General features: G+C 46.7%; 19 protein-coding genes. 13 read left to right on the forward strand and 6 right to left on the reverse strand.

Going from position 1 to position 25325, the window contains the following annotated elements:
- The first annotated feature begins 308 nt into the window (after nucleotides 1–308).
- From C8U37_RS11960 to C8U37_RS11985, 6 genes are all read left to right on the forward strand, one after another.
- Entirely contained in the window at nucleotides 309–1205 is an 897-nt protein-coding gene (locus tag C8U37_RS11960) for a DMT family transporter (RefSeq protein ID WP_108033458.1), read from the forward strand.
- A 144-nt stretch (nucleotides 1206–1349) separates the two neighbouring features.
- Nucleotides 1350–2336, forward strand: a complete 987-nt coding sequence (locus tag C8U37_RS11965) for a LacI family DNA-binding transcriptional regulator (RefSeq protein WP_108033459.1) — start codon at nucleotides 1350–1352, stop codon at nucleotides 2334–2336.
- A gap of 180 nt (nucleotides 2337–2516) precedes the next feature.
- Nucleotides 2517–3809 carry a galactooligosaccharide ABC transporter substrate-binding protein GanS gene (gene ganS, locus C8U37_RS11970; RefSeq protein ID WP_108033460.1) on the forward strand — a complete coding sequence of 431 codons (1293 nt, stop codon included), beginning with the start codon at nucleotides 2517–2519 and terminating at the stop codon, nucleotides 3807–3809.
- 36 nt (nucleotides 3810–3845) lie between these two features.
- Nucleotides 3846–5105, forward strand: coding sequence for a carbohydrate ABC transporter permease (ganP, locus tag C8U37_RS11975; protein WP_108033461.1), 1260 nt, complete (start codon nucleotides 3846–3848; stop codon nucleotides 5103–5105).
- A 2-nt stretch (nucleotides 5106–5107) separates the two neighbouring features.
- The gene (gene ganQ, locus C8U37_RS11980) at nucleotides 5108–5956 is read left to right on the forward strand and encodes a galactooligosaccharide ABC transporter permease GanQ (RefSeq protein WP_108033462.1); all 849 of its coding nucleotides are present in this window, start codon (nucleotides 5108–5110) and stop codon (nucleotides 5954–5956) included.
- Nucleotides 5957–5985: 29 nt separating this feature from the next.
- The gene (locus tag C8U37_RS11985) at nucleotides 5986–8037 is read left to right on the forward strand and encodes a beta-galactosidase (protein WP_211306233.1); all 2052 of its coding nucleotides are present in this window, start codon (nucleotides 5986–5988) and stop codon (nucleotides 8035–8037) included.
- 121 nt (nucleotides 8038–8158) lie between these two features.
- Here the strand turns inward: C8U37_RS11985 and C8U37_RS11990 are convergent, their stop codons facing one another.
- Nucleotides 8159–9208: an aldose epimerase family protein gene (locus tag C8U37_RS11990; RefSeq protein ID WP_108033464.1), complete on the reverse strand. Its 1050-nt coding sequence runs from the start codon at nucleotides 9206–9208 to the stop codon at nucleotides 8159–8161.
- Between the two features lie 332 nt (nucleotides 9209–9540).
- Here C8U37_RS11990 and C8U37_RS11995 point away from each other — a divergent pair, with 332 nt between their 5' ends.
- Nucleotides 9541–10401, forward strand: a complete 861-nt coding sequence (locus tag C8U37_RS11995; RefSeq protein WP_108033465.1) for an ROK family protein — start codon at nucleotides 9541–9543, stop codon at nucleotides 10399–10401.
- Nucleotides 10402–10443: 42 nt separating this feature from the next.
- On the forward strand, nucleotides 10444–11409 hold the full coding sequence (locus C8U37_RS12000; protein ID WP_108033466.1) for a Gfo/Idh/MocA family protein: 966 nt from the start codon (nucleotides 10444–10446) through the stop codon (nucleotides 11407–11409).
- A gap of 314 nt (nucleotides 11410–11723) precedes the next feature.
- Here C8U37_RS12000 and manA read toward each other — a convergent pair whose 3' ends face one another.
- The 4 genes from manA to C8U37_RS12020 all read right to left on the reverse strand — a co-directional run bounded on the left by manA (nucleotide 11724) and on the right by C8U37_RS12020 (nucleotide 16283).
- A complete protein-coding gene (gene manA / locus C8U37_RS12005; protein WP_108033467.1) occupies nucleotides 11724–12683 on the reverse strand; it encodes a mannose-6-phosphate isomerase, class I in 960 nt (319 codons plus the stop codon).
- 15 nt (nucleotides 12684–12698) lie between these two features.
- Entirely contained in the window at nucleotides 12699–13412 is a 714-nt protein-coding gene (locus C8U37_RS12010; protein ID WP_108033468.1) for a GntR family transcriptional regulator, read from the reverse strand.
- Between the two features lie 164 nt (nucleotides 13413–13576).
- Nucleotides 13577–14863, reverse strand: a complete 1287-nt coding sequence (celB, locus tag C8U37_RS12015) for a PTS cellobiose transporter subunit IIC (RefSeq protein WP_108033469.1) — start codon at nucleotides 14861–14863, stop codon at nucleotides 13577–13579.
- 25 nt (nucleotides 14864–14888) lie between these two features.
- Nucleotides 14889–16283, reverse strand: coding sequence for a glycoside hydrolase family 1 protein (locus C8U37_RS12020; RefSeq protein WP_108033470.1), 1395 nt, complete (start codon nucleotides 16281–16283; stop codon nucleotides 14889–14891).
- A gap of 185 nt (nucleotides 16284–16468) precedes the next feature.
- Between C8U37_RS12020 and C8U37_RS12025 the strand changes: the two genes are divergently transcribed.
- The 3 genes from C8U37_RS12025 to tkt all read left to right on the forward strand — a co-directional run bounded on the left by C8U37_RS12025 (nucleotide 16469) and on the right by tkt (nucleotide 21082).
- A complete protein-coding gene (locus C8U37_RS12025) occupies nucleotides 16469–17392 on the forward strand; it encodes a Gfo/Idh/MocA family protein (RefSeq protein ID WP_108033471.1) in 924 nt (307 codons plus the stop codon).
- A 105-nt stretch (nucleotides 17393–17497) separates the two neighbouring features.
- Complete coding sequence (locus tag C8U37_RS12030; RefSeq protein ID WP_108033472.1) at nucleotides 17498–18883, forward strand: MATE family efflux transporter; 1386 nt, start codon at nucleotides 17498–17500, stop codon at nucleotides 18881–18883.
- A gap of 195 nt (nucleotides 18884–19078) precedes the next feature.
- On the forward strand, nucleotides 19079–21082 hold the full coding sequence (gene tkt / locus C8U37_RS12035) for a transketolase (protein WP_108033473.1): 2004 nt from the start codon (nucleotides 19079–19081) through the stop codon (nucleotides 21080–21082).
- Between the two features lie 236 nt (nucleotides 21083–21318).
- On the opposite strand, the gene C8U37_RS12040 is transcribed toward tkt, so the two are convergent.
- Complete coding sequence (locus C8U37_RS12040) at nucleotides 21319–22221, reverse strand: ArsR/SmtB family transcription factor (protein WP_108033474.1); 903 nt, start codon at nucleotides 22219–22221, stop codon at nucleotides 21319–21321.
- A 346-nt stretch (nucleotides 22222–22567) separates the two neighbouring features.
- On the opposite strand from C8U37_RS12040, the gene arfA reads away from it, so the two are divergent.
- Entirely contained in the window at nucleotides 22568–24067 is a 1500-nt protein-coding gene (gene arfA / locus C8U37_RS12045) for an arabinosylfuranosidase ArfA (protein WP_108033475.1), read from the forward strand.
- An 18-nt stretch (nucleotides 24068–24085) separates the two neighbouring features.
- Nucleotides 24086–25315: an extracellular solute-binding protein gene (locus C8U37_RS12050; protein ID WP_108033476.1), complete on the forward strand. Its 1230-nt coding sequence runs from the start codon at nucleotides 24086–24088 to the stop codon at nucleotides 25313–25315.
- Nucleotides 25316–25325: the final 10 nt, after the last annotated feature.

The following is a 25325-nucleotide window of genomic DNA, read 5'->3' on the forward strand; positions in this document are numbered from 1 at the left end:
GACAAATGAAATCACTCCTTAAAATATCTGGCTTAGTCACCTTTATTTTAACAGAGTATTTCATTTGTCCTTTTTTTTGCACTTTTCACAAAAAAGGTGTTGATGAAATTTACTTCATCAACACCATTTATTATAGAACCAATTACCTCAGTGTGCAGGCATCATGAACAAAAAATAGTATTACTATTTTGCGGAAATCTGCTTGCAGACAATCAGAATGTTGGGTAAAGTGGATAAGTACGCCCAGATTGTTCATCGGCAACAATCCAATCGGGCAAGCATCTTTATTCATAGAAAGGGGAAGTGATATGACAGACAGAAGAAAGGGACAGATCGGACTTATTTTTGTGACGATGATCTGGGGTTCGGGATTCGTCGTGAGCGCCATCTCATTGGACTATTTTTCCCCATACCAAATATTGACCATGCGTTTTTTGTTGGCATTTATACTGATGGGGGCTCTTTTTTTTGGCCAGCTGAAGCATGCGAACAAACAGACCTATCTGAAAGGTATAGGTCTCGGGACCATCCTATACTTGGCTTTCTTGTTTCAGACGGTAGGGTTGGTCTACACGACACCTTCGAAGAACGCGTTCCTTACCGCCTTTAATGTCGTGCTGGTGCCGTTCATCGGGGCACTGTTTTTCAGGAAGAAAGTTACAGCACCGGCCATCATAGGCGCGCTGTTGTCGATCAGCGGCATCGCCGTCATTTCGTTGACCGACTTCCATTCCGTCAACTTCGGAGACATGCTGACGCTGCTTTGCGCCTTGTTCTTCGCCTTGCAAATCATCTTCACAAATCGGTTCGTGTTGGGTGAAAACATTTACGCATTGACCACCATCCAGATTGGTACCGCCGCTGTATTGGGAATGATCGTATCGCTCGTAAGGGGAGAATTTTTGTTACCGGTCGCCGGGGAAGGCTACTTTTCCATCTTTTATCTGGGAACGGTCAGCACGATGTTGGGCTTTCTGATTCAAACGGCCTCGCAGCAGTTCACCAAAGAGACGGAAACGGCCATCATCCTGTCGTTGGAGGCCGTATTCGGGATGATCGCTTCCGCGCTTTTTCTGAAGGAAGCAATCACGTTGCGAATGCTCATCGGAGCAGCCTTGATTCTGACTGGCGTGCTTGTGGTTGAGTTGAAGCCGAAGCAAGAAAAAGTGAACCCAACATTCCGTGATCAGGATATACAGGGTTGAATGGGATAAGTATCCTATACTGCAAAAAACACAGGGCGGATTCCTAGACGGACTCACGTCACTGTGTTTTTATTTGCATTTGACGATTCTGAGTATTACGGGTATGATGAAGGTGAAATTTTTTACTGAAAAGTGGGTGCGAATATGGCAACGTTAAGGGATATCGCTAAAAGGACAGGTTTTTCGATTACAACTGTTTCACGTGTTTTGAACAATGATCCAACCTTGTCTGTTCCGGAGGAAACGCGTGATCGGATATATGAAGTAGCTACAGATTTGGAATACCGTAAAAAGGTCTCTCGGCCACTCGTCAAAAATGTCGCGCTGTTGTATTGGGTTTCCGATATGGAAGAATTGCAGGATGTCTATTTTAAGACCATGCGGACAGAATTGATCCGACAAGCGGATAAACAAAATGTATCGTTGACGGTATTCAAAAAAAACCAAGGTATGGAGATGATTCCAACAGACATCAATGGTTTTATTGCTGTGGGATCGTTCAGCAGCGAGGAAATCGCTTATCTTGAAACACTGACAAAAAACGGAGTGTTTTTGGACAGTTCACCGTATTCGGATATTTATGACGCCGTTCGTCCTGACTTGGATTATATCACCCGGAAAGCAGTCCGTTTTTTCAAGGATAAAGGACATGAGGAAATCGGGTTTGTAGGTGGCACCTATGTGAATCCTGATTCTCAGCTGGATGAAATGGATATACGGGAACGGTCTTTCCGTGACGAGATGCAACAACAAAATTTGCTTAATGAAGCGCATATCTATATCCGTAGGGGCTTTTCGCTGGAAACCGGGTATCAGTTGATCGAAGCAGCCTTGAATTCTGGGGAAAAATTGCCTAGTGCCATCTTTGCCGCTTCGGATCCCATTGCCGTGGGTGTGCTGCAGGCTCTGAATGAGCATCATGTCCGCATTCCGCAGGATGTCAGTGTCCTGAGCATCAATAATATCTCGGTTGCAAATTATGTTTCTCCTCCTTTGAGCACATATGCCATCGATATGAAGGAGCTGTGCCAGACTGCAGTCTCATTACTGTTGGAGCAGCTGATAGACAAAAGAGGCATCACCAAAAAAGTACTATTGAATGCTTTTCTCATAGAAAGGAAAAGTACATAGTCTTGAAAGATAAAGGCATTTTTGAACATCTAAACAGATGGGAGGAAGTGCTTTTTCTTATTTCACCAACAAGTAAAATATTTTACCAAATAATCAGTGAAAATTTGTTTACTTTATTTAACCGATTTGGTATTATGTTTTTAGTAAAGCGATTACATTATATGAAGGAGTGTTTCGGATATGAAGAAGAGAGCCTTATTGTTATCACTCAGCAGTGTAGTTTTATTATCGTTGGCAGCGTGCGGCCCAGCCGAAAGTAATTCGGATTCCACCAACGCAGCTGATTCAGCTGCTAGTCAAGGTGGAGATTTTGAGGGTCAAACCTTGGTCGTGTGGGAAGATATTGACAAATCAGTTGGTATCGAGGAGGCCATTACCGAGTTTGAGAGTGAGTACGGCGTTACTGTGGAAGTGACTGAAAAAGCATACGGGGGTCAACTGGAAGATCTGCGGTTGGATGGACCAGCCGGAACGGGACCCGATGTATTCACGATACCAGGGGACCAAGTCGGAACTGCAGTAGTTGAAGGCTTGCTGAAAGAGATGACAGTAGAAGAAGCTGTTCTGGATCTGTATACGGATGTAGCTCTAGAATCGCAGATGGTGGACGGAAAACTTTACGGATTACCGAAAGTCGTCGAGACGACCATTCTGTATTACAACAAAGATATTATTTCTGAAGCGGAAGTGCCTACGACTATTGAAGAATGGTATGAGCTTTCAAAAACTGCGACGAAGGATGGCCAATACGGGTTGTTGGCTTTATGGGATCAGATTTATTATGCACAAAGCGTAATCGGCGGTTATGAAGGCTATATTTTCGCAAAAGATGCAGAAGGGAAATACGATACAGCGGATATCGGCTTGAATACAGATGGTGCAATCGAAGCGGCAACCTATATTCAAAAATGGTATGAAGAAGGATTATTCCCGTCCGGTATGATTGGGGAGCAAGCCATCAATGTGTTGGATTCCTTGTTCAGTGAAGGGAAAGCCGCAGCTGTGATCTCGGGGCCATGGAATTTGGAACCTTTCTCAAGTGCCGGTATTGATTACGGCATCCTGCCTTTGCCGGAATTGCCGAACGGAAACCCGATGAGTGCATTTGTGGGCGTGAAGAGTTACAACGTGAGCAGTTATTCAAAAAATTCCGAATTGGCGGAATTGTTCATCGAGTTCATCACAAATGAAGAAAATTCGCTTCGTCGCTACCAAACAACAAAAGAAGTACCAGCCGTGAAATCTTTGGCTGAAGGAGACGCTCTAGCGGAGGATGCTGCAGCACAAGCAGTCGCACAACAAAGTCTGCATTCAGAATTGACACCAAATATTCCTGAAATGAATGAAGTCTGGTCTCCTGCGGATGCAGCATTACAAACCATCGCTACAGGGAAAGCAACACCTAAAGAAGCTATGGATCAAGCTGTAGAAACTATTGAAGGTCAAATTATGGCGAACCACGGTGGACAGTAAATAATACAACATATAAAGAAAATGGGGTGAGAAGAATTGAAACATAGTAAAACTGCAGCTGTCCTCTCTCTCTTGCCGGGAGGGGGGCAGTTTTATAATAAACAGTGGTTAAAAGGACTGCTCTACCTAGTCGTAACAGTAAGTTTTGCATTTGCTTTTGGGGATTTATTGAATATGGGCTTATGGGGCATCACTACCTTGGGGGAACAAATCCCGCGCGATAACTCGGTATTTTTGTTGGCAGAGGGCATTTTGGCCATCATCATTCTTTTTTTTGGAGTGACTCTTTACTATTTGAACATACGCGATGCCTACAAAAATGGTGAAAGAAGGGACCTTCAATTACCGGTTACATCATTAAAAGAAAGCTATTTCAACTTGGTTGAACAAGGCTATCCCTATTTGATCAGTGGCCCGGCAATCCTATTGCTTGTTTTTGCAGTGATCTTTCCAATCATGTTCAGCTTTGCTTTGGCATTTACCAACTATGATCTATACCACAGCCCACCGGCACATCTGTTTGATTGGGTAGGATTCAAGACTTTTGCAAATATCTTTACTGTTGATATTTGGCGCTCCACCTTCTTCGATGTGTTGGGTTGGACCGTCGTCTGGACATTGTTGGCATCTACATTACAAATTACAATCGGAGTATTTTTAGCTATATTGGTGAACCAAAAGGATTTGAAACTAAAACGCTTCATTCGCACGGTATTTGTTTTACCTTGGGCTGTTCCTGGATTTGTAACGATTTTAGTGTTTGCGGGTATGTTTAATGATAGCTTTGGAGCAATCAATAATGATATCTTGGCATTCTTCAGCATCAGTCCGATTCCATGGATGACAGATGCATTGTGGACAAGGGTTGCTCTGATTATGATTCAAGGTTGGTTAGGTTTTCCTTACATATTTATTGTCACAACGGGCATTTTGCAATCAATTCCAGAGGACCTTTATGAAGCCGCAGTTATTGATGGCGCCACTTCGTGGGATAAATTCATGAATATCACACTGCCAGTGATACTGACCTCGATGGCGCCAACGTTGATTACGCAGTATACTTTCAACTTTAATAACTTTAATATCATCTATCTATTCAACGGTGGAGGACCAGCAACACCAGGGTCTACAGCCGGAGGAACAGATATTCTCGTATCGTGGATTTATAAATTGACAATGCAGTCCAGTCAATATGCATTGGCTGCTGCGCTCACGATTCTGTTATCTATTTTTGTTATCGCGATTGCCATGTGGCAGTTCAGAAAATCTAATTCGTTTAACCAAGAGGGGAGATAAGTATGAAAACGACAAAAAATCGCAGATATGCACGATTATTCTTTTCTTACCTGATCATTGCATTCTTTGTTGTGGTTATTGCGTACCCTCTTTTGTGGACAGTCGGTGCAAGTTTTAATCCCGGGAATAGCCTAATCAGCACAAGTATGTTCCCTGAAAAACCGACATTAGACCATTATAGGGAGCTCTTTGCTGGGAAAAAAAACTTGCCGTATGGAACCTGGTATTTAAATTCTCTTAAAATTAGTTTATTCACGATGATTGGTACAGTCATTAGTGTGAGTATGACAGGATACGCATTCTCGAGATTCCGTTTTAAAGGAAGAAAGAACGGGCTGACGCTCTTCCTGTTGTTGCAGATGATTCCACAATTTTCGGCCTTAGTGGCGATATTCGTATTAGCGCAATTATTGGGATTGGTCAATAGTCATGTATTGCTGATTTTGTTATACATCGGCGGACAGATTCCAATGAACACGTATTTAATGAAAGGCTACATGGATACCATCCCGTATGATTTGGACGAAAGCGCACGGATTGACGGTGCAAGCCACACAAAAATATTTCTCGACATTATTCTGCCGCTTTCCAAACCCATGATTGCAGTAGCTGCCATGAACGGTTTTACTGGGCCTTTGGGGGATTTCGTCATTTCCTCAACGATATTAAGGAAGACGGAGGCTTATACGTTGCCGATAGGACTATATAATTTAGTGAACGATGTGATGGGGGCCAGTTACACAACTTTTGCGGCAGGCGCCATTTTGATCAGCTTACCCGTTGCAATCATCTTCATACTGCTGCAAAAAAACTTTGTGTCCGGTCTGACTGCAGGTGGGACAAAAGGTTAATATAATTAAAGGAGTTTTCAACTATGGCAATGAGAAAATACGTCACCAAGAAGAAACGTTTTCTTCACGGTGGTGATTACAATCCGGATCAATGGCTGGATCGACCGGATATACTGGCAGAAGATTTGGAGTTTATGCGCCTCTCTAAAACAAATACCTTTTCATTGGGGATTTTTGCATGGAGCGCACTGGAACCAAGTGAAGGTGAATATGAATTTGGTTGGCTGGATGATCTTTTCGAAACAATCCACAACAATGGCGGCAATATCATTTTAGCTACACCGAGCGGAGCCAAGCCAAGTTGGATGGTAAAAAAATATCCAGAAATTCGTCGTGTCACAAGTAAGCGAGAGCAGGAACTGCAGGGGCGGAGGCATAATCATTGTTTCACATCGCCAGTCTATCGTGAAAAGACAGCTCAGATGAATCGTAAGCTGGCTGAACGTTACGGGCAACATCCAGCTTTGTTGATGTGGCACGTATCAAATGAGTACGGTGGAGAATGTCATTGCAATCAATGTCAAGCAGCTTTCCGAGAGTGGTTGAAAGAGAAATACGGAAATGATCTAGAAAAATTGAACAAGGCCTGGTGGACGAGCTTCTGGAGTCATCGATACGGGGAATGGGATGAGATTGAGTCACCCTCACCTCTAGGAGAACACGAAATGCACGGATTGGTCTTGGATTGGAAACGGTTTGTGACAGATCAGACGATATCGTTCTATGAGAACGAAGCAGCCCCTCTTCGCGAATTGACGCCGGAAGTGCCGATTACGGTGAATTTTATGGCCGATACAGATGAGCTGATTCCTTTCCAAGCTTTGGACTACAGCAAGTTTGCTGAACATGTTGATGTCATTAGTTGGGATGCTTACCCTGCTTGGCATAAAGAAGGCGTTTCGACAGCCGATTTGGCGATGCGTGTTGGTTTTGTAGATGATTTATACAGGTCGTTGAAACAACAACCCTTCCTCTTGATGGAATCAACGCCCAGCGGAGTCAATTGGCATGGCGTAAATAAAACCAAACGGCCAGGCATGCATCTCTTGTCATCTATGCAGATGCTTGCGCACGGTTCGGACAGCATCTTGTATTTCCAATGGCGAAAATCGCGGGGCTCATCAGAAAAATTGCATGGTGCGGTTGTGGATCATGATCGTGATCCGAACAATCGTGTTTTCCAGGATGTGACTGAGGTAGGAGAAGTACTCGAGCGGCTCCAGGATGTTGTCGGTAGTTTCCGTGAGGCAGAGGTGGCCATTCTTTATGATTGGAACAACCATTGGGCTTTGCAGGAAATTCAGGGCTTCAGCAAAGAAACGCTGCGCTATCCGCAAACGGCGCAAGAACATTACCGCTATTTTTGGGAACATGATATTCCAGTGGATGTGATCACGGAGAAACACGATTTTTTGAACTATAAAGTGCTGGTTGCGCCGATGCTTTATATGTTGCCGATAGCCATGCAGGAGCGTTTAAAAGCATTCGTGGATGCAGGTGGAACGCTGGTGACTACTTACATTACGGGGATTGTGGATGAAAACGATTTGACTTATTTAGGCGGCTGGCCGGAGATCATGCAAGAAATCTGCGGAGTGAAATTGGGTGAAACGGATACTTTTTACCCATCCGATACCAATCGGATAACTTACGCTGGGCAGACCTTTGAAGTGAAGGATTACGCTGCTCTGCTTACGGTAACGAATGGGGAAGTGCTTGCGACCTACTTGGATGATTTTTATAAGGATACTCCAGCTGTGACGAGGCATGCATTTGGAAAGGGCCATACTTACGTGATAGGAGCCCGCACGGAACAAGCGTTTCATGAAATGCTTTATAAGGAAATTACCGATAAAATAGGAATTGGGGCACCTTTCGCGATTGAACATGAGAAGGGCGTTTCTGTGCAAGTACGTATGGCCGATGAAACAGCTTATGTATTCGTGATGAACTTTACAGAAGAGGAACAGACGATTCGTTTGCCTTTCCAACTCGAAGACATGATTACGCAACAGAAGGAAGAAGGGCAAGTCAGATTGGAAAAGTATGCCGTAAGGGTATACGTTCATAAGGGGATATAAATTGAAAGAGGCTGGGATGCGTTGATCCCAGCCTCTTTCGCATGTCCTGCTAGTAGAGTTTGAAAATGTTCTAAATGACAGTACCGCCTGAAATGATTTTTGAAGGGGCACTGTTTAACAATTAGTCCTGCACTTCAAATTTGTAGATTGTTTCAGCCGCATAAACCTCACCCGGCCGCAGCGTGATATCGCCAAAGCCCTCTTGATTGATGGCATCAGGTAACGCCTGTGTCTCCAAGGTGATGCCCGCATACTGGATGACCGGCTTGCCGGCGATCGTGTACTTATCGATGGCGGCGTTATGCATATAAATCACGACGCAATCCTGATCCGTGTACATCTTGACGCTTCGGCCGGATTCCGCCTCACTGAGGATCGCATCGGGTTTTCCATCATCATGCTGCAGCAGGAAAGGATGATCGAAGCCAGCGACTTTTTGAGTCTGCGGGTGGTTCTGTTCAGCGGCAATCGCAAGTTTTCCGCCGTTGCGGAAGTCAAAAGGGGTACCTTCTGCCGGCAACAAGGCTCCGGAAGGGAGATTTTCATCGCCCAATTCGGCAAAGACCGCGCTGTTCAGCTGCAGCTCGTGCTGCAAAATCGGCTTATTGATATCCCCGCTCAGGTTGAAATAGACATGGTTGGTCGGATTGAATAAGGTCGCCTGATCCGTCGTTGCCCGATAAGTGACTTTCCATTCGTTGTCGGTTGTGAGTGTATAGCTGACCGTTACCGAAAGGGTGCCGGGATAGCCGTTGGCACCGTCCGCATCGGTCGTTGTGAAATGGATGCTGGCTTCATCCGCGGATGCCTGGATCTCCGCATCCCAAACACGCGTATCCAATCCGGCCGGTCCGCCGTGGAGTTGATTCGCTCCCTCATTCACGACTAATTGATGTGATTTATCATCCAAAGCAAATGCCCCTTTGGTGATGCGGCCGGCGATCCGGCCGATTGTGGCTCCGTAATATGGCCGATGCGTCACGTAATCATCCAACGAATCCATCGCCAAAATCACATTTTCGGTCTTTCCGTTTTTATCCGGCATCAAAAGTTCCGTGATGGTTGCGCCATACGTCATCGCTGTCAGGGAGATACCGTTCGGATTCGTCAGAGTGTAAGCTGTGATATCCGTGCCGTTTACTTGCCCAATTATTGTTTCAGATACTTTCATTAATTTTCCACGCTCCTGGTTGTTTAGTTGTAGGCGAATCCATCGAATCACTTTCTGTTTCTTTGGAAGTATAGTCATGGTTCCTCTCTATTGTAAGCGTTTGAATTTCGCGAAGCAATAAAAATGGTAAAATATTCCGTAATTTAAGTAAATGTTTACTGATGTTTGTGCCCCTACTAGAAAAAATTGCTCACTTTCAGCAGAAAATGCCTGAAAAACGTGATTCCAGCAAGTGGAAGCGGTATAATGGAAAGAAGTGCGGGAATGCTGTTTCAGGATAAATCGGATGGTGGCAACGCACGTGAAAACTAACCAATTGGAGTGAGATATCTATGCTAGTAGGTGGAATTGAAGCAGGCGGAACAAAATTTGTGTGCGCCGTCGGAAATGAAAAAAATGAATTGTTGGAGCGGGTTGCTTTCCCGACGACGACGCCGGAAGAAACATTGGAGCAAGTATTTGCTTTCTTCGATCGTTTTGATTTAGCTGCAATCGGAATCGGTTCCTTTGGGCCAATTGATGTCAACAAAGAGTCGGAAACATATGGCCATATCCTTTCAACACCGAAGCTGGCCTGGAAAGATTTTGATTTCCTGGGTGCCATGAAAGCCAGATACGATGTTCCGATGGGGTGGACGACGGATGTGAATGGCGCTGCTTTAGGGGAATCTGCGATGGGCGCCGCCAAAGGGATGAAGAATATCATGTACATCACGATCGGCACAGGTGTTGGGGCCGGTGCGATTGTTGACGGGAAAATTCTGCAAGGCATCGGCCATCCGGAAATGGGGCATATGCTGGTGCGTCCGCATGAACACGACCACTATGAAGGTTTCTGCCCATACCACGGTAATTGCCTGGAAGGTATGGCTGCCGGTCCTTCAATAGACGGACGACTGGGTAAAGCCGGTAAAGACGTTGAACCTACCGATGCGGTCTGGGATTACATCGCTTATTATATCGCTCAAGCTTTGGAAGCTTACACGGTCATTCTGCGTCCGGAGCGTATTGTATTGGGAGGGGGCGTCATGAAGGTCCCTGGTATGCTTGATAACATCAAAGCGAAATTTACGAAGCTGCTTGCCGACTATGTGCCCGTCCCTGCTGTCGATGAGTATCTCGTGACGCCTGGCTTGGGAGATGATGCCGGCATTACCGGTGCGATCATTTTAGCAAACGAAGTGAAAGTGTAAGCAACTAGCGAACATTTTAAGACAAAAGGAGGATGTTATGGAATGAAAATCAGATGGGCAATACTGGGCACAGGAACCATCGCCACCGAATTTGCTTCCGGTTTTGAGGCAGCCAATGCGGAGTTGGTTGCAGTAGCATCCCGGTCCAAAGAAAAGGCACAGTTTTTTGCGGAAAAGTTTGCTATTCCCGCTTATTACGACGACTACGCGGAACTGTTGGCGGATGATGCGGTCGACGTCATTTACATCGCTTTGCCGCATAGCCACCATCATCAGTGGATCAAAGCCAGCTTGGAGGCAGGTAAGCACGTTCTTTGCGAGAAAGTCATCACAATCAATAAAGCGCAATTGGATGAACTCGTTCAATTAGCTGAAGCAAAGGGCTTGTATTTGGCCGAGGCGATGACCATTTACCATATGCCGCTCTACCGCAAACTGAAGGAGTGGATCGAAGAGCATGATTTGGGGCCGTTGAAAATGATCCAAGCTTCTTTCGGCAGTTTCAAGGATACCGATCCCTCCGTTTATTATTTCAATAAGGAATTGGCTGGCGGGGCGCTGTTCGATATCGGGACGTATGCTTTGTCATTCGTGCGCAATTTCATGACCAGCAAGCCAACGGAAATCATGACGATGGGCAATCTGCATGAGTCAGGCGTGGACGAGTCTTCAGCAATCATCCTGCGGAATGCGGAAGCGGAACTTGCGACAATCTCTTTGACTTTCCGGGCAAAAATGCCGAAACAAGGAGTCGTTGCCTACGAAAAGGGCTTCTTCACGATCATGGACTATCCAAGGCCGACTAAAGCTGTCTTCACTTCCTATGACGGGAAAGAAACCATCATTGAAGCAGGTGCATTTGCCCAAGGATTGAACTATGAAGTGGCGGATTTCAGCGAACTGATTCTCAACGGATCGGCAAACGAAACATTGGCCTACACATTGGATGTCCTTGAAGTGATGGATAAAGTCCGCAAAGACTGGGGTCTTGTCTATCCATTCGAGTAAGCAACAGAATGGGCTGTCTCGAGAGAGGCAGCCTTCTTTGTGCCCGCTGACCGGAGGCGTGCGTGTAATCCGTCCCCAGCTCCGGTGAACGGTCTGCTCACCGGAGTAAACCGGTAATAATCGGACTGAACTTCGACGAGGCCACCTTCACCGGAGAACGCAATTCGGAATGCATCCTGAACTCCGGCGAAGCCTCCGTTCGCCGGAGAAGAGAGGGACAGATAGCCTTATTATTACCCGACCAGCTGTTACTGAGGCTTCAAAAAAAAATAAAAGAGGCCCGCTCATTGAATTAATGAGCGGGCCCCGTTTTTTTAGCTGTTTTTCGGGCCTGGGTTGGAGGCTATCAGTTCCATGCTGCCGGATAGGGACCAAGCTGAAACGGTCGCAGGCAGGATGAAGTGAGCGCCTTTTTGCAACGGATAGGTTTTTCCGTCGACGGTCAGGTCGCCGCTGCCTTCGATGACGCTGACCAACGTATAGGGAGCTGTTTTGCTGAATGCCAGTTCCGAAAGGATATCCCATTTATAGACAGTGAAATAATCGCTCTCGATGAAAGTCGTCACGGTATTGCCGTCCACTGCGGTGGTTTCGAAATGGTTGGCAGGATCTTTGTGCGGAATCAGCGATACATCGATGGATTGTTGGATGTGCAGATCACGCGTGTTGCCTTGATCATCCTTGCGGTCGAAGTCGTAGACGCGGTAAGTCGTGTTGCTGCTCTGTTGCGTCTCCAAAATCGTGATGCCGCCGCCGATGGCATGGATGGTGCCGCTCGGTACGAAGAAGAAGTCGCCTTTTTTGACTTTGATGGAGCGAAGCAGGCCATCCCAGTTTCCTTCTGCAATCATGGCCGCGAATGCTTCTTTCGTTTGGGCATTGTGTCCGTAGATGATTTCGGCATCTTCATCGGCATCGATGATGTACCAGCATTCGGTTTTTCCTTGTTCTCCTTCATGCTTCAGTCCATAGTCATCATCCGGATGCACTTGGACGGATAATGCTTCGGCAGCGTCGATTATTTTGGTCAGCAACGGGAAGACGGGCGAAGCCGGGTTTTCGAAAAGTTCCGGATGCTCCTTGTAGAGGACATCCAGCTTGGTGCCGGCGTATTGGCCGTTCTCCACAGCTCCGGTGCCGTCGGGATGGGCGCTGATGGCCCAGCATTCCCCGGTATGCTCGCTGGGGATGTCGTAACCGTAGATGTCGCGCAGTTTTGTGCCGCCCCAGATTTTTTCTTGCAGGACAGGTTGGATGAACAATGGCTCTTGCATATTTTCCCTCTTTTCTTATTGTTTGATGATGTCCGTGATGGTGTAGGATCGTGTATCGAAGCGGCTGCGGGCCGTCGAATATTCGAAAGGGGTCCCGTTGGTCAAGTAGACGACCTGTTCCACTTCAAGGATCGGAGTATGTTGATCGCACACGAGTTCTTGCCAATCCAGTTCATTGGATCGGTCAGCATGGATTTTTCGGTAGGCACCACCAATTTTCAAGGATAGCGTATCGCGGATATGATCGTAGATGGAACGGTGGATGATGTCCTCCGTCAGATCCTTCACCAATCCGGCCACAAAATAGGTATTTTCCAATATATACGGTTTGTCGTCAATGATCCTCAGGCGTTGCAGATGATAGACTGGCTGATTATCCTCCAGCATCAACAAGGATTGGATATTTTTTGGAGGGAACAGGATTTCGAAAAGGATGATTTTGCTCTTTACAGCTTTATTCGGAAACTGCCTGGATAAGCCTGCATATTCATCTGCTTTGGAATCTCCACTGTTCCAGAGCGCACTCTTGATGACAAAGGTGCCGACACCCCTTTTGCGGAAAATCAGTCCTTCCATTGCGATCATGTCGATGGCTTTCTTTAAGGTCATACGGCTGACGCCGAATTCTTCTGCCAGGGCGATCTGGTCCGGGAGCATTTCATCTTCCGCGTATTCGCCATCAGCGATGCGGCGGCGCAGTTCATCCGCTATTTCTTCATATTTTTTCATAAAGTGAGTCCTCCCGGGAATTAAACGATTTCACACTCCATTATACCTTAACGGTTGCGTCCGAAACAAGGCGCCCGTGCCTTGGGAAAAGCAGACTTGGAACGATAGTTATCAAAAAAAGGCCCGAAGCTTGCTGCTTCGGGCCTTCATTTCGGGAAAACCAATTATGCAGCAACTTCCTCGACAGTAAGTGCCAAATTCGCTTTATCGACAACCATCAGGAATGGATACCACATTACTCCGACGATTGCGAAGTCAATCAATTGCAGCACGCCGCCCATAACGGAGTTGGTGGCCATCATACCGCTGAAAAACAACGGAACAGTCCAAGGAACCGTTACGCCTGTTGGAGTAGGGAACAATCCGGAGGCCATTGATAAGTAGTTTACGGTCGTTACGATTAAAGGTGTCAAAATCCAAGGGATAGCGATGGATGCGTTCAATACAATCGGCAAGCCGAAGATGACAGGTTCGTTTACGTTGAACAAGCCAGGTCCGATCGCCAGACGGCCGATGTCCTTCATTTGACGGCTCTTCATGACGAATGCCATCAAGATGACTACCATCAACGTCATGCCGGAACCACCTAAACCAACTGTGAATGTTTCCATGAATGGCTTTGTGATGATGTGCGGCAGTGCTTCGCCAGCTTTAAAAGCATCCAGGTTTTCCAAAGCCAAAGTGTTCCAGATCGGATCCATGACGGAGTTGACGATGATTTGGCCATGTAAGCCGAAGAACCAAAGGATTTGCACGAAGAATAGAGAAACCAAAGTAGCAGGCAAGCTGCTTCCCAATCCGACAAGCGGTTTTTGGATGACTGTGTAGATGACATCATGCAAGTTTGTCGTGAACACGCCAGAAACCAATGCATTAAGCAGCAGGAAAACGGTAAGTGTAGAAATTGCCGGAATCAGGGCAGCGAATGAGCGGGCAACGGCATCAGGAACACCTTCAGGCATTTTGATGACGATCCCTTTTTTGGTGATTCTCACATAAATCTCAGCTGCGATGAAGGCAGCCAACATGCCGATGAACATCCCTTTAGCGCCCAAACGATCCAAGGAAAGGGCGCCGCTGACTTCAGCACCGTCTGCAGTCGTAAAGTTGAAGGGTGTCAAAATCAGATAGGAAGCCAGTGATACAGCGCCACCGAAGATGCCATCCTCATCGTAGGAACGGGTCAGGTAGTAACCGATCCCGAAAGTGATGAAGATGGTCATGATGGACATGGTGGCATTTTGCCCATTGCCGAATAGGCCGCCGAGCGTTCCTTTCATATCATCACTCCAGAACGGTAGGTTGTTCAATACAACGACGATTGAACCGAACATCGTCAGTGGGAAAGAAAGCATAAAAGCGTCACGCAATACTGCTAAGTATCTGTTTGAGCCGAGTTTGCCGGCAAGCGGAGTCAATTTTTCGGCTAAATTATCAATAAAATTATTCATTAGTCATTTTCCTCTCTTAGAAAACTTATGCGTCAAAACCGTTGTTGTCTGAAACCTCTTTGAACCAGTAACCACTTTTCTTGATTGTGCGTTTTCCTTCATCCGCCAGATCCACCGCTATGAAGCCGTAGCGGTTTTTGTAGGCGTTGGTCCAGGACCAGTTATCCATGCACGTCCACATGTGGTAGCCTTTCACATTGCAGCCTTCCTGCAACGCTTGATGGACATACTTCAGATGATTTTGGACAAATTCGATACGGTAATCATCTTCGATCCTGCCATCCGCGTTGATGTAGCGCTCTTCGCCTTCCACACCCATCCCGTTTTCGGAAATGAAGCACGGCAGGTTGCCGTAGTTGTCTCGGACGTTGATCAGGCAATCGTAAATGCCTTTTTCATATATTTCCCAACCACGGTACGGATTCATTTTCCGTTCCGGCCAGATGTAGTTGTCGAAGTAGTCATCCGGCATCGGTTTATCCGACAAGCGTTCTGTGCTTTCTTTTTTCATGATGCGTCTTGGCTGATAGTAATTGATTCCCAGAATGTCGATGGTATTTTGTTTGATGAGTTCTAATTCCGATTGCGTATATTCTGGCAGGTAATCCAATTCCTTCAACAGCGAAACCAAATCTTCGGGGAAGGTGCCTTTGATGGCGGGATCCAAGAAGGAGCGATTGAAGAAGGCGTCAGCGAGACGGGCAGCCTTGACGTCTTCAGGATCGTTCTCATTGCGTGGGTAACTAGGCGTCAGATTGAGGATGATGCCGATTTGTCCGTCAAGGTTCATTTCATGGTAAATCTTTATGGCCTTCGCGCTTGCCAAAGTTTCATGATAAGCGACTTGAACGGCTTTTTTCATATCCACGACACTAGGGTAGTGGAATTGGTAGAGATAGCCGCCTTCGACCGGAACGATCGGTTCATTGTGAGTGAACCATTTTTTCACGCGGTCGCCGAACAGTTCGAAGCAGATGCGTGCGTAATCCGCATAGGCATCCACGACTTCTTTGCTTTCCCAGCCTCCTTTCTGTTGTAATGACAACGGCATATCAAAGTGATAAAGATTCATAAAAGGTTCGATGTCGTTGGCCAACAGCTCGTCGATGTAGCTGTTGTAAAAGGCTACCGCTTCTGGATTCACTGCGCCGACCCCGTCCGGAATCAGACGGCTCCATTGAATGGAGGTCCGGAACGTAGTGTGTCCCGTTTTTTTCATGAGTGCTATATCTTCTTTGTAGCGATTGTATACATAGGATGTGTCTTCAGGCCCGACTTGATTGAAGAACAGCTCAGGCTTTTGTTCGTACCAATGATCCCAGATGCTGGCACCTTTGCCGTCCCCGGGGATTGTCCCCTCTGTCTGCGGTCCGCTTGCTGCCGATCCCCACCAAAAACCTGCAGGAAATTCGTATTTCATCTAAACAACCTCTTTTCTATGTCTATACATAACTTCAAATAGAATTATACAAAACTAAAAAAGGAAATGCAATCGATTTCAACGAAAAATATATATATTTTTATTTTTGGGTTATTTTCGCCTTATAACGAGAATTCACAGCAAGATTATGGTATAAAAAGAACAAACAGGTTTGGAGGCGATAGATGATGAAGATTGGAGTCATCGGGTTAGGGAACATTGCGCAAAAGGCGTATCTTCCGGTTATGGTCGAGATGCAGGATGAGGTCGAATGGCATCTGTGTTCCCGGAATAGGGAGACGCTGGAAACTGTAGGGAAAAAATTCGGCTTCCAGCATTTGTATACGTCGATTGAAGAATGGTTGGACAGCGGCATCGAGGCGGCTTTTGTGCATGTAGCGACTGTTGCCCATGCGGAAATCATCCGCAAGTTACTGGAGCGGGGCATTTCGGTGTATGTGGATAAGCCCATCAGTGAGGATTTGGAAGAAACAAAGGAACTGATCGAGTTGGCGGATGCGAAGGGATTGCTCCTGACCGCCGGATTCAACCGCCGCTTTGCTCCGATGGTGGAACGTCTGAAAGGGATTCCTGACAAAAAAATGATCCTGATTCAGAAGGATCGCGTGAAGAACGTGGAACCGGTGCGTTTCGCTGTCTATGATCTGTTCATCCATATCGCGGATACGGCTTTGTATTTGTTGGATGATGAGATTGTTTCGGTGCAATCGCATCTGGTCGAAAACGAAGGGGAATTGAAACGGCTCTGGCTGATGCTTGAGACAAAGAGCACGACTTGTTTCGTCTCGATGAATTATGAAGCGGGCGCCAATCAGGAAGTCATGGAAGTCCAAAGTCCGGAGGGGATTGCGCGTGTGCTGAACTTGACGGATATGACATTAACGCAAAAAAATGGCAAGCAGCAAGTTGCTTTTGGCGATTGGGAAGGAACGCTCCGCAAGCGAGGATTCGCACCGTTGATCGGTTCGTTTGTCGCAGGCATAAAGGAACATACTAACCCCGTCTCCACAGAATCGAGCTACCTGAGCCACTCTTTGTGTGAGAAAATTCTCGCCGAAAACGGATTCGCAAGTAAGCAAAACGAATAGAACGGGATTTTTGTAGGTACAAATTATATATTTTTGTTAATTTGTTCGTACATATCTGGTATAATGTAAATCAGCAAGACCAGGATCATCAAATGGAGGTGAAGGATGACAAAAGATATGACTGCCGGCAGTCCTGCGAAACTGCTTCTGCTGTTCTCGGTCCCGATGCTGATAGGGAATGTTTTTCAACAACTGTACAGTTTAGCGGACACGATCATCATTGGCAGGACGATGGGAGTGGATGGGCTGGCTGCCATCGGATCGGTCGGAGGGGTGCTCTTTTTTATCCACGGTTTCGGGATCGGAGTCACTTCAGGGTTGGGGATTGTCATCGCGCAACGCTTCGGCACGAAAAATGAGGAGCGGATCCGTAAAAGCATCACGACCAGTGTCTGGATAACCCTAGTCATGACGGTCTGCATCACCGTGCTGAGCGTTTTGCTCGCGGAAGATATCCTATTGTTCATGAATACCCCAAAAGAAATATTCAAAGAAGCCGAAGCGTATTTTTTGACCTTGATGTGGGGCTCGGTGGCGATCATGGTATTCAATTTGTTGAGCAACATCTTGCGTTCGCTGGGTGACAGCAAACTGCCGCTCGTCATCCTGGTGATTTCTTCCATATTGAATGTCGCATTGGATTATGTGTTTATTGTCTGGTTTTCCATGGGAGTCGCAGGCGCAGCACTTGCGACGGTTGCAGCGCAATTGTTCGCCAGTTTTCTCTGCTTCTTATACATACGTAAAAAAATGGCAATCCTTCAATTATCCAGTGAAGATTGGCGCATGCAGCCCGCGGACTTCTCTTTGCCGTTGAAAATTTCGCTACCGATAGGTCTGCAAGCCTCCATCATTTCGATCGGTTTGATTGTATTGCAGAAAAGTCTGAATGGCTTTGGACCGGAAGCGGTAGGTGGATACGCCATCGCTCAAAAATTGGACATCATGGCAACTTTGCCGATAGCCTCCATCGGTATCGCGATGGCGACTTTCGCAGCCCAAAACTACGGGGCCGGATTGTATTCGCGTATTTGGGCAGGCGCGCGCATCAGTTTGCTGCTGTCCTTTGTCTACAGCATTGTTTTAGGAGCAGCGCTTTTGTTCTTCGGGACTGATCTCATCCGGCTGTTGTTCAATCAGAATGATCCGGTCGTATTGGCATATGCGCATACGTATTTTATTGCGACGGCCAGCTTCTATCTTGTATTGACGACGTTGATCATTTTGCGGTATACGCTGCAAGGTGTGGGCGACAATGCCGCGCCTACCTTTGGGGGTGTGATGGAGATGGTCGCGCGCGTCCTCGTTCCATTGGGATTTTCCGGTCTGCTAGGCTACAAGGCTGTCGCCTTTGCCAATCCCGTTGCGTGGGTGGGGGCTGCCATCCCCATGATGTACGCTTATCGTCAGTTGAAAAGGAAATTGACTCCATTGGAAGAGTACAGATGCAGGGAAGCCGAAGGGGAGCGGTTAGTGGAACTGTCGGATTGATAATCCATTATTGCTACATATCTAAGTTAATAAACTGATATAAACCGATTCGGAATATGTTATAATAGAATGAAATCATGTTTATAAAAGTTGGTTACCCATCAAATGAAATAGTTGAGGGCAATCCGGCATAGTTCAGGTTGTGTGTTCGTTTAGGAGTTCAATACTAGATTCACTATCTTGAGGAGGAAAAAAATGTTTGATCAAATTGATGAGTTAGCAGTTAATGCAGTACGTACACTTAGCATAGACGCCGTACAGAAGGCCAATTCAGGGCACCCTGGTTTGCCTATGGGAGCCGCTCCGATGGCATACGCGCTTTGGACAAAACATTTGAAAGTCAACCCTAAGAACAGTTTGTGGGCAGACCGTGACCGTTTCGTATTATCGGCTGGACATGGGTCATCCATGTTGTACAGCTTGTTGCACTTATCCGGCTTCGCTGTAAGCATGGACGATGTGAAGAACTTCCGTCAATTCGGCAGCAAGACACCAGGACATCCGGAAGTGCATGACACGGACGGCGTGGAAGCGACAACTGGTCCATTGGGACAAGGTATCGCGAATGCGGTCGGTTTCGCGATGGCGGAAGCGCACTTGGCGGCTACTTACAACAAAGAGAATTTCCCGGTTGTGGATCACTATACCTACTTCCTGAACGGCGACGGAGATCTGATGGAAGGCATTTCCCATGAAGCAGCCAGCTTGGCTGGCCACCTGAAATTGGGCAAACTGATCGGTCTTTACGACTCCAACGACATCTCTTTGGATGGCCCGACATCCAAATCCTTTACGGAAGATGTAGCTGCCCGTTTCGAAGCGTACGGTTGGCAACATATCTTGGTTAAGGATGGCAACGATCTGGAAGCCATCTCGAAAGCCATCGAAGAAGCGAAAGCTGAAACGGAAAAACCGACTCTGATCGAAATCAAAACCATCATCGGCTTTGGTGCTCCTGATGCAGGAACGCATAAAGTGCATGGCGCTCCATTGGGAGCGGAAGGCGTTGCCTTCGCTAAAGCGGCATACGGCTGTCCGGATGAAGCTTTCTGTGTTCCGGCTGAAGTCACAGCCCGTTTCAATGAAAAAATGGTTGAAGAAGGCCAACAGGCTGAAGCAGCCTGGACAGCATTGTTCAACGACTACAAAGCGGCTTATCCGGAATTGGCGCAACAATTCGAAGATGCCAGCGCGAACAAATTGCCTGAAGGTTGGCAAGACAAATTGCCGACTTATGAAGTGGGCAGCGCAGCCAAAGCAAGCCGTGTGACCAGCGCGGAATCCATCCAAGCATTGAGTGAAGCGGTACCGTACTTCTGGGGCGGTTCTGCAGACTTATCGTCTTCAAACAACACAATGATAAAATCGGCAAGCGACTTTGAGCCGGGCAACTATGCCGGACGCAACATCTGGTACGGCGTGCGCGAATTCGCGATGGCCGCCATCATGAACGGAATCGTATTGCATGGGGGAACCAGAACATATGTAGGGACATTCTTCGTCTTCACGGATTATCTGCGCCCAGCGATGCGTTTGGCAGCCATTTCACATTTGCCTGGCACTTACGTGATGACGCACGACTCAATCGCAGTCGGCGAAGACGGCCCGACGCATGAGCCGGTGGAACACTTGTCCAGCTACCGCGGCATGCCGAACTTGACGGTACTTCGCCCGGCCGACGGCAACGAAGTCAGCGCGGCTTGGGAAATTGCGATTTCTTCTGAGACCAAACCAACTATGTTGGTGCTGACGCGCCAAAACCTGCCTGTTTTGGAAGGCACTAAAGAAATGGCCCGCGAAGGCGTTAAGAAAGGTGCTTATGTCCTTTCTCCACAACAAGGCGAAACGCCTGTCGGCATCCTGATCGCAACCGGTTCGGAAGTGAGCTTGGCTGTGGAAGCACAGAAACAATTGCGTGAAGCTGGAGTGGACGTGTCTGTCGTCTCCATGCCGAGTTTTGACCTGTTCGAAGCCCAAGATGCAGCCTACAAAGAGCAAGTTTTGCCTGGCGCAGTCCGCGACCGTATGTCCATCGAAATGGGCGCGACCTTCGGTTGGGAACGTTATGTCGGTCTGGATGGCCTTGCATACGGCATCGATACTTACGGCGCAAGCGGCAACGGCAACGTTGTAATGGCGGAATATGGCTTCACTACTGAAAAAGTGGTTGCAGCCTACCAATCTAAATTCGCAAAATAGACTTCATAATAAATTAAAAGCGGGGGCTGTCTCAAGAGGAGGCAGCCCCCGCTTTGCTTACTGATCAGGATTCCGCATCGGAAAATCGGGCGGATCGGATGAAAATCCAGCAGATTAGCTTCTTACTCCGGCGAACGCAGGCTGCGCATTACTGGAGTCCGTCAGTCAATCGGAGGAAAGCCAAAAAAACTGCGACCCACTCCTTTCGGAGCGGATCGCAGCTTTTTTGTGTCTTGTCAGGAATAGTAGGCTTTGAAGTTGATATCCTGGTCATGATTTCCGAATTTCTTGCCAAATAGGGTCATACCTCCGACATGTGCGGCATCCGGCTTCACTTCGATGCGGATTTCCCATGTTTCGGATGTCGTATCCAAGTCGGATATACTTATTTGAGACAGCGGGTCTCCATCCATATAGGTACCGTGATGGGTTACCCTGAGTGTCTTCAACAAACCGTATTGGTTCAGATTCGAAGGCCACCAAGATGGATTCAGTTTTCCGCGCGTGTCCGCGAAGTCACCGGGACTCGTCCACGTGCCCAACTCAGTTCCATTCAAGGTGAACGTGATATCGGATGGCCAGACATCATTCGAAAAAGGAAATTCCGAACTGATTTCCATACTGATGTCAATTTGTTCCAGCGAATCATCAGGAGTCAGAAAATTCGGAGTTTTGTATTCCACATAACCCGAAGTGAACCAAAGGATACTGGCGTCCATTCTTCCGGAGTCCATGAAGTATTTCGGCTCATCCACCTGCCCGATGAAGTCTTTGGAATTAGCCAACCCGCACGTCGGAGTGACGTGATAATCTGTGTAGTGTCCGATCGGGATGGCGGTGTCGAAAGTTTCGAAGGAATGGTAAATTTTCTTCGGAAAATTGATGTCGATATGATCCACTTTCAGGATGGACACTTTTTGCATGCCGGATATTCCAGGGATTCTTTCCGTTTTGATTATGCCTACGCCTTCAAGTTTTTTGATGTGCTTTGAAATGATGGCACTGCTGAGATTAAGCTCAAGTGCCAGATCTTTTACATTCATTTTTTGTCTGGATAATAATTGGATGATCTTTAGGCGTACATCGCTGGCCAATACTTCATATACAGCCAAGGATGATTCGGATATGTCCAATTGCATAAGCTCACCACTTTTCTTAGTTTAGTTAACGATAAGGTTGATTATTACTTATGATAAATATAGAAGTTTATCATTGAGTTGTCAATGCTTTGTTTTCAGATTGTTTAATAAGTCAATAAGAACCGATGCTTTTGCTACCGACGGACCGAGTATACTGATTTGGAAACTTGCTACAGCAACGTTCGGACCTTTAGTTAACCGATATGTTGATTTAAAGATGTATTTTTTTATCAAAACAACACAATTAGCGTTGACAACGTTTGCATACTTATGTATGATTACCTCATAAGTTAATTTTATTAATCTTAGTAAACTGTTTAGTTAACCAAGTTAGTAAGGAGGACAAATGGAAGCAAAATTATCGATCAATAGGCAGAATACCATCAGCAAGATAGATAAGCGTTTGTATGGTTCGTTCATCGAACATTTGGGCAGGGCCGTCTATGACGGCATTTACGAACCAGAACACAAAGATGCGGATGCGGATGGCTTTCGGACAGATGTCAAAGAGGTGGTCGCGGAACTGAATGTACCGCTTATCCGTTATCCTGGAGGGAATTTTGTTTCAGGATATAAGTGGGAGGATGGGGTCGGGCCAAAAGAGACGCGTCCGAAGAAATTGGATTTGGCGTGGCGCTCTTTGGAAACGAATCAGGTAGGCATCCATGAATTCGCCAAATGGGCAAAAGAAGTCAACGCAGAAGTGAACATGGCAGTCAATTTAGGCACGCGCGGCATCCAAGAAGCTGTAGAATGTTTGGAGTATTGTAACTTCGAGGGCGGAACCCACTGGAGCGACTTGCGCAAAAAGAACGGATCAGTGGAACCTTTCGGGTTCAAAACATGGTCGCTCGGTAACGAAATGGATGGGCCTTGGCAGATCGGTCATAAGACCGCAGAAGAATACGGACGGTTGGCGGCCGAGACCGCTAAGGCGATGAAGTTAGTCGATGACAGCATCGAACTGGTTGTCTGCGGAAGTTCGACAAGCAAAATGCCGACTTTCGGTGACTGGGAACGCATCGTTTTGGAACATACCTATGATTATGTCGACTATCTTTCCTTGCATTGTTATTATGGAAATAAGGAAAATGATATAGGCAATTATCTGGCACAATCTTTGGATATGGATCGCTTCATCAAGACTGTCGTTTCCATCTGCGATTTCGTGAAGGTCAAAAAAGGCAGCGATAAACAGATCAATCTCTCGTTTGATGAGTGGAACGTATGGTATCACTCAAATGATCAGGATAAGGAATTGGAACCTTGGCAAATTGCACCGCCTTTATTGGAGGACATCTACAATTTTGAAGATGCCTTGATGGTAGGCTGCTTGTTGATTACGTTGTTGAAAAATGCTGACCGCGTCAAAATCGCTTGTTTGGCCCAATTGGTGAACGTCATTGCACCGATCATGACGGAAAAAAACGGAGACACCTGGAAACAAACCATTTTCTATCCGTTTATGCAAGTATCCAACTATGGAAGAGGAGTGGTGCTGACACCGCATGTCGATTCGGAAACCTATCAGTCGAAGGATTTTGCCGAAGTACCGTATATCGAAACGATTGCGGTGCATAACGATGAAACGGATGAACTGGTTGTCTTTGCGGTGAACCGTTCGCAAGACAGGGATATCGCATTCACCTTCGAAGAAGAAGGATTCGAGCTGGAGAGCATCGTCGAAGCGACTGAATTAGCGGGATATGATAAAAAAGCTACAAATGCAACAGATCATGATTTGGTCAAATTAAAAGAAAAATCGGATGTGGTATTGAAGGAAGGCAAGTTGTCCGTAGAATTGAAACCGTTATCTTGGAATGTCATCAGAATAAAAACCAAATAAAAAATGGAGGCATTAAAAATGAAAAATGCACATAGAAAGTTTTTATCAGCAGCGACGTTGGCAGGCATCACCTTATTGGCAGGTTGCGGTAACGCAAATACGATCACATTCTGGAACCCTTTGACCGGTGATGACGGTGCCTACATGGATGCCTTGGTTGCCGAGTACAATGAGACAGACCCTGAATTCCCTGTCGAGAGCGTCATCACAGCGGATATGTACACCAAGATATATACAGTCATGAACTCCGGCAAAGATATCCCCGATTTGGCCTTGATCCACGCGGACCGGGTTCCCCAATTCGCTGACCTGGATATGTTGGAGCCGGTCGAAGGCTTGATGGCAACGCATACCGATCTGACAGCGGATAACTACTTGGAAGTAGCCTGGAATGCGGGCAACTATGAAGGAACGCAATACACGGTTCCGTTGGATATCCACGGGAATGCAATGTATTACAATACCGATCTGCTGGAAAAATATGACGCAAACACTTTCCTGGATGATGATGTGGTGACGATTGAAGAAATCCTTTCCTTGGATGGAAAGCTTGATGAAGGGCAGTATGCCATCAATAATGCTTTGATCGAATGGGTTGCCTTAGCGAACGTCGTCAACATAGGTGGGGATATTTCCGACGAAGCCGGGAATCCTACCATCAATACGGATGCGATGAAAACGGTAGTCGAACAGTTGAAATCGGTAGCGGATGCAGGCTTGATGTCACCTTACGGAGAAGATGGCTACGCGATGTTCCAATCGGGAGACGTGTTGTTCTCTACTGACGGAACCTGGACATCCACAGCACATGGTTCAGTTGAAGGCTTGAACTTCGGCGTTACCAATATTTATTCCGTAACCCCTGACAAATTCACGAACCGTTCTTCGGCCCACTTATTCTCGTTGCTGAACAATGAAGACAGAACCGATGAAAAAGAACAAGGCGTTGCCGACTTCTTAAGCTGGATGCGTGAAAACTCGATCGACTGGGCAGGCGCCGGTCAAATCGTTGCAAGTAAAGAAGTGTTCGAGAGCGAAGAATATCAAAAGTACCCACAATCCTTCTTTACGAGTTCAGACGTTGAAAAAGAAGCTTCCTATATTTTCGATTACAAATACTACAGCTATGTCGAATCGGCTTTGGCTACCGTTTTATCGGACATGATCTACGGCAACATCGCCATTGATGAAGGCCTGGATCAAGCCCAAAAAACAGTCGAAGATCTGATTGCCGAAAATGCCAGCTGATCATCCAACC

It is taken from the genome of Trichococcus patagoniensis (genome assembly GCF_003051085.1).
In the GTDB taxonomy this organism is placed as follows: Bacteria; Bacillota; Bacilli; order Lactobacillales; family Aerococcaceae; genus Trichococcus; species Trichococcus patagoniensis.

Excerpts from the sequence above, each read along its gene's own strand:
- ganQ (WP_108033462.1), top strand. The coding sequence starts at position 5,108 with ATGAAAACGACAAAAAATCGCAGATATGCACGATTATTCTTTTCTTAC.
- C8U37_RS12010 (WP_108033468.1), bottom strand. The coding sequence starts at position 13,412 with ATGAAAAAATATGAAGAAATAGCGGATGAACTGCGCCGCCGCATCGCT.
- C8U37_RS12000 (WP_108033466.1), top strand. The coding sequence starts at position 10,444 with ATGAAAATCAGATGGGCAATACTGGGCACAGGAACCATCGCCACCGAA.
- celB (WP_108033469.1), bottom strand. The coding sequence starts at position 14,863 with ATGAATAATTTTATTGATAATTTAGCCGAAAAATTGACTCCGCTTGCC.
- C8U37_RS11965 (WP_108033459.1), top strand. The coding sequence starts at position 1,350 with ATGGCAACGTTAAGGGATATCGCTAAAAGGACAGGTTTTTCGATTACA.
- C8U37_RS12030 (WP_108033472.1), top strand. The coding sequence starts at position 17,498 with ATGACAAAAGATATGACTGCCGGCAGTCCTGCGAAACTGCTTCTGCTG.
- C8U37_RS12020 (WP_108033470.1), bottom strand. The coding sequence starts at position 16,283 with ATGAAATACGAATTTCCTGCAGGTTTTTGGTGGGGATCGGCAGCAAGC.
- C8U37_RS11960 (WP_108033458.1), top strand. The coding sequence starts at position 309 with ATGACAGACAGAAGAAAGGGACAGATCGGACTTATTTTTGTGACGATG.
- manA (WP_108033467.1), bottom strand. The coding sequence starts at position 12,683 with ATGCAAGAGCCATTGTTCATCCAACCTGTCCTGCAAGAAAAAATCTGG.
- C8U37_RS11995 (WP_108033465.1), top strand. The coding sequence starts at position 9,541 with ATGCTAGTAGGTGGAATTGAAGCAGGCGGAACAAAATTTGTGTGCGCC.
- arfA (WP_108033475.1), top strand. The coding sequence starts at position 22,568 with ATGGAAGCAAAATTATCGATCAATAGGCAGAATACCATCAGCAAGATA.
- tkt (WP_108033473.1), top strand. The coding sequence starts at position 19,079 with ATGTTTGATCAAATTGATGAGTTAGCAGTTAATGCAGTACGTACACTT.
- ganS (WP_108033460.1), top strand. The coding sequence starts at position 2,517 with ATGAAGAAGAGAGCCTTATTGTTATCACTCAGCAGTGTAGTTTTATTA.
- C8U37_RS11985 (WP_211306233.1), top strand. The coding sequence starts at position 5,986 with ATGAGAAAATACGTCACCAAGAAGAAACGTTTTCTTCACGGTGGTGAT.
- C8U37_RS12050 (WP_108033476.1), top strand. The coding sequence starts at position 24,086 with ATGAAAAATGCACATAGAAAGTTTTTATCAGCAGCGACGTTGGCAGGC.
- C8U37_RS12025 (WP_108033471.1), top strand. The coding sequence starts at position 16,469 with ATGATGAAGATTGGAGTCATCGGGTTAGGGAACATTGCGCAAAAGGCG.
- C8U37_RS12040 (WP_108033474.1), bottom strand. The coding sequence starts at position 22,221 with ATGCAATTGGACATATCCGAATCATCCTTGGCTGTATATGAAGTATTG.
- C8U37_RS11990 (WP_108033464.1), bottom strand. The coding sequence starts at position 9,208 with ATGAAAGTATCTGAAACAATAATTGGGCAAGTAAACGGCACGGATATC.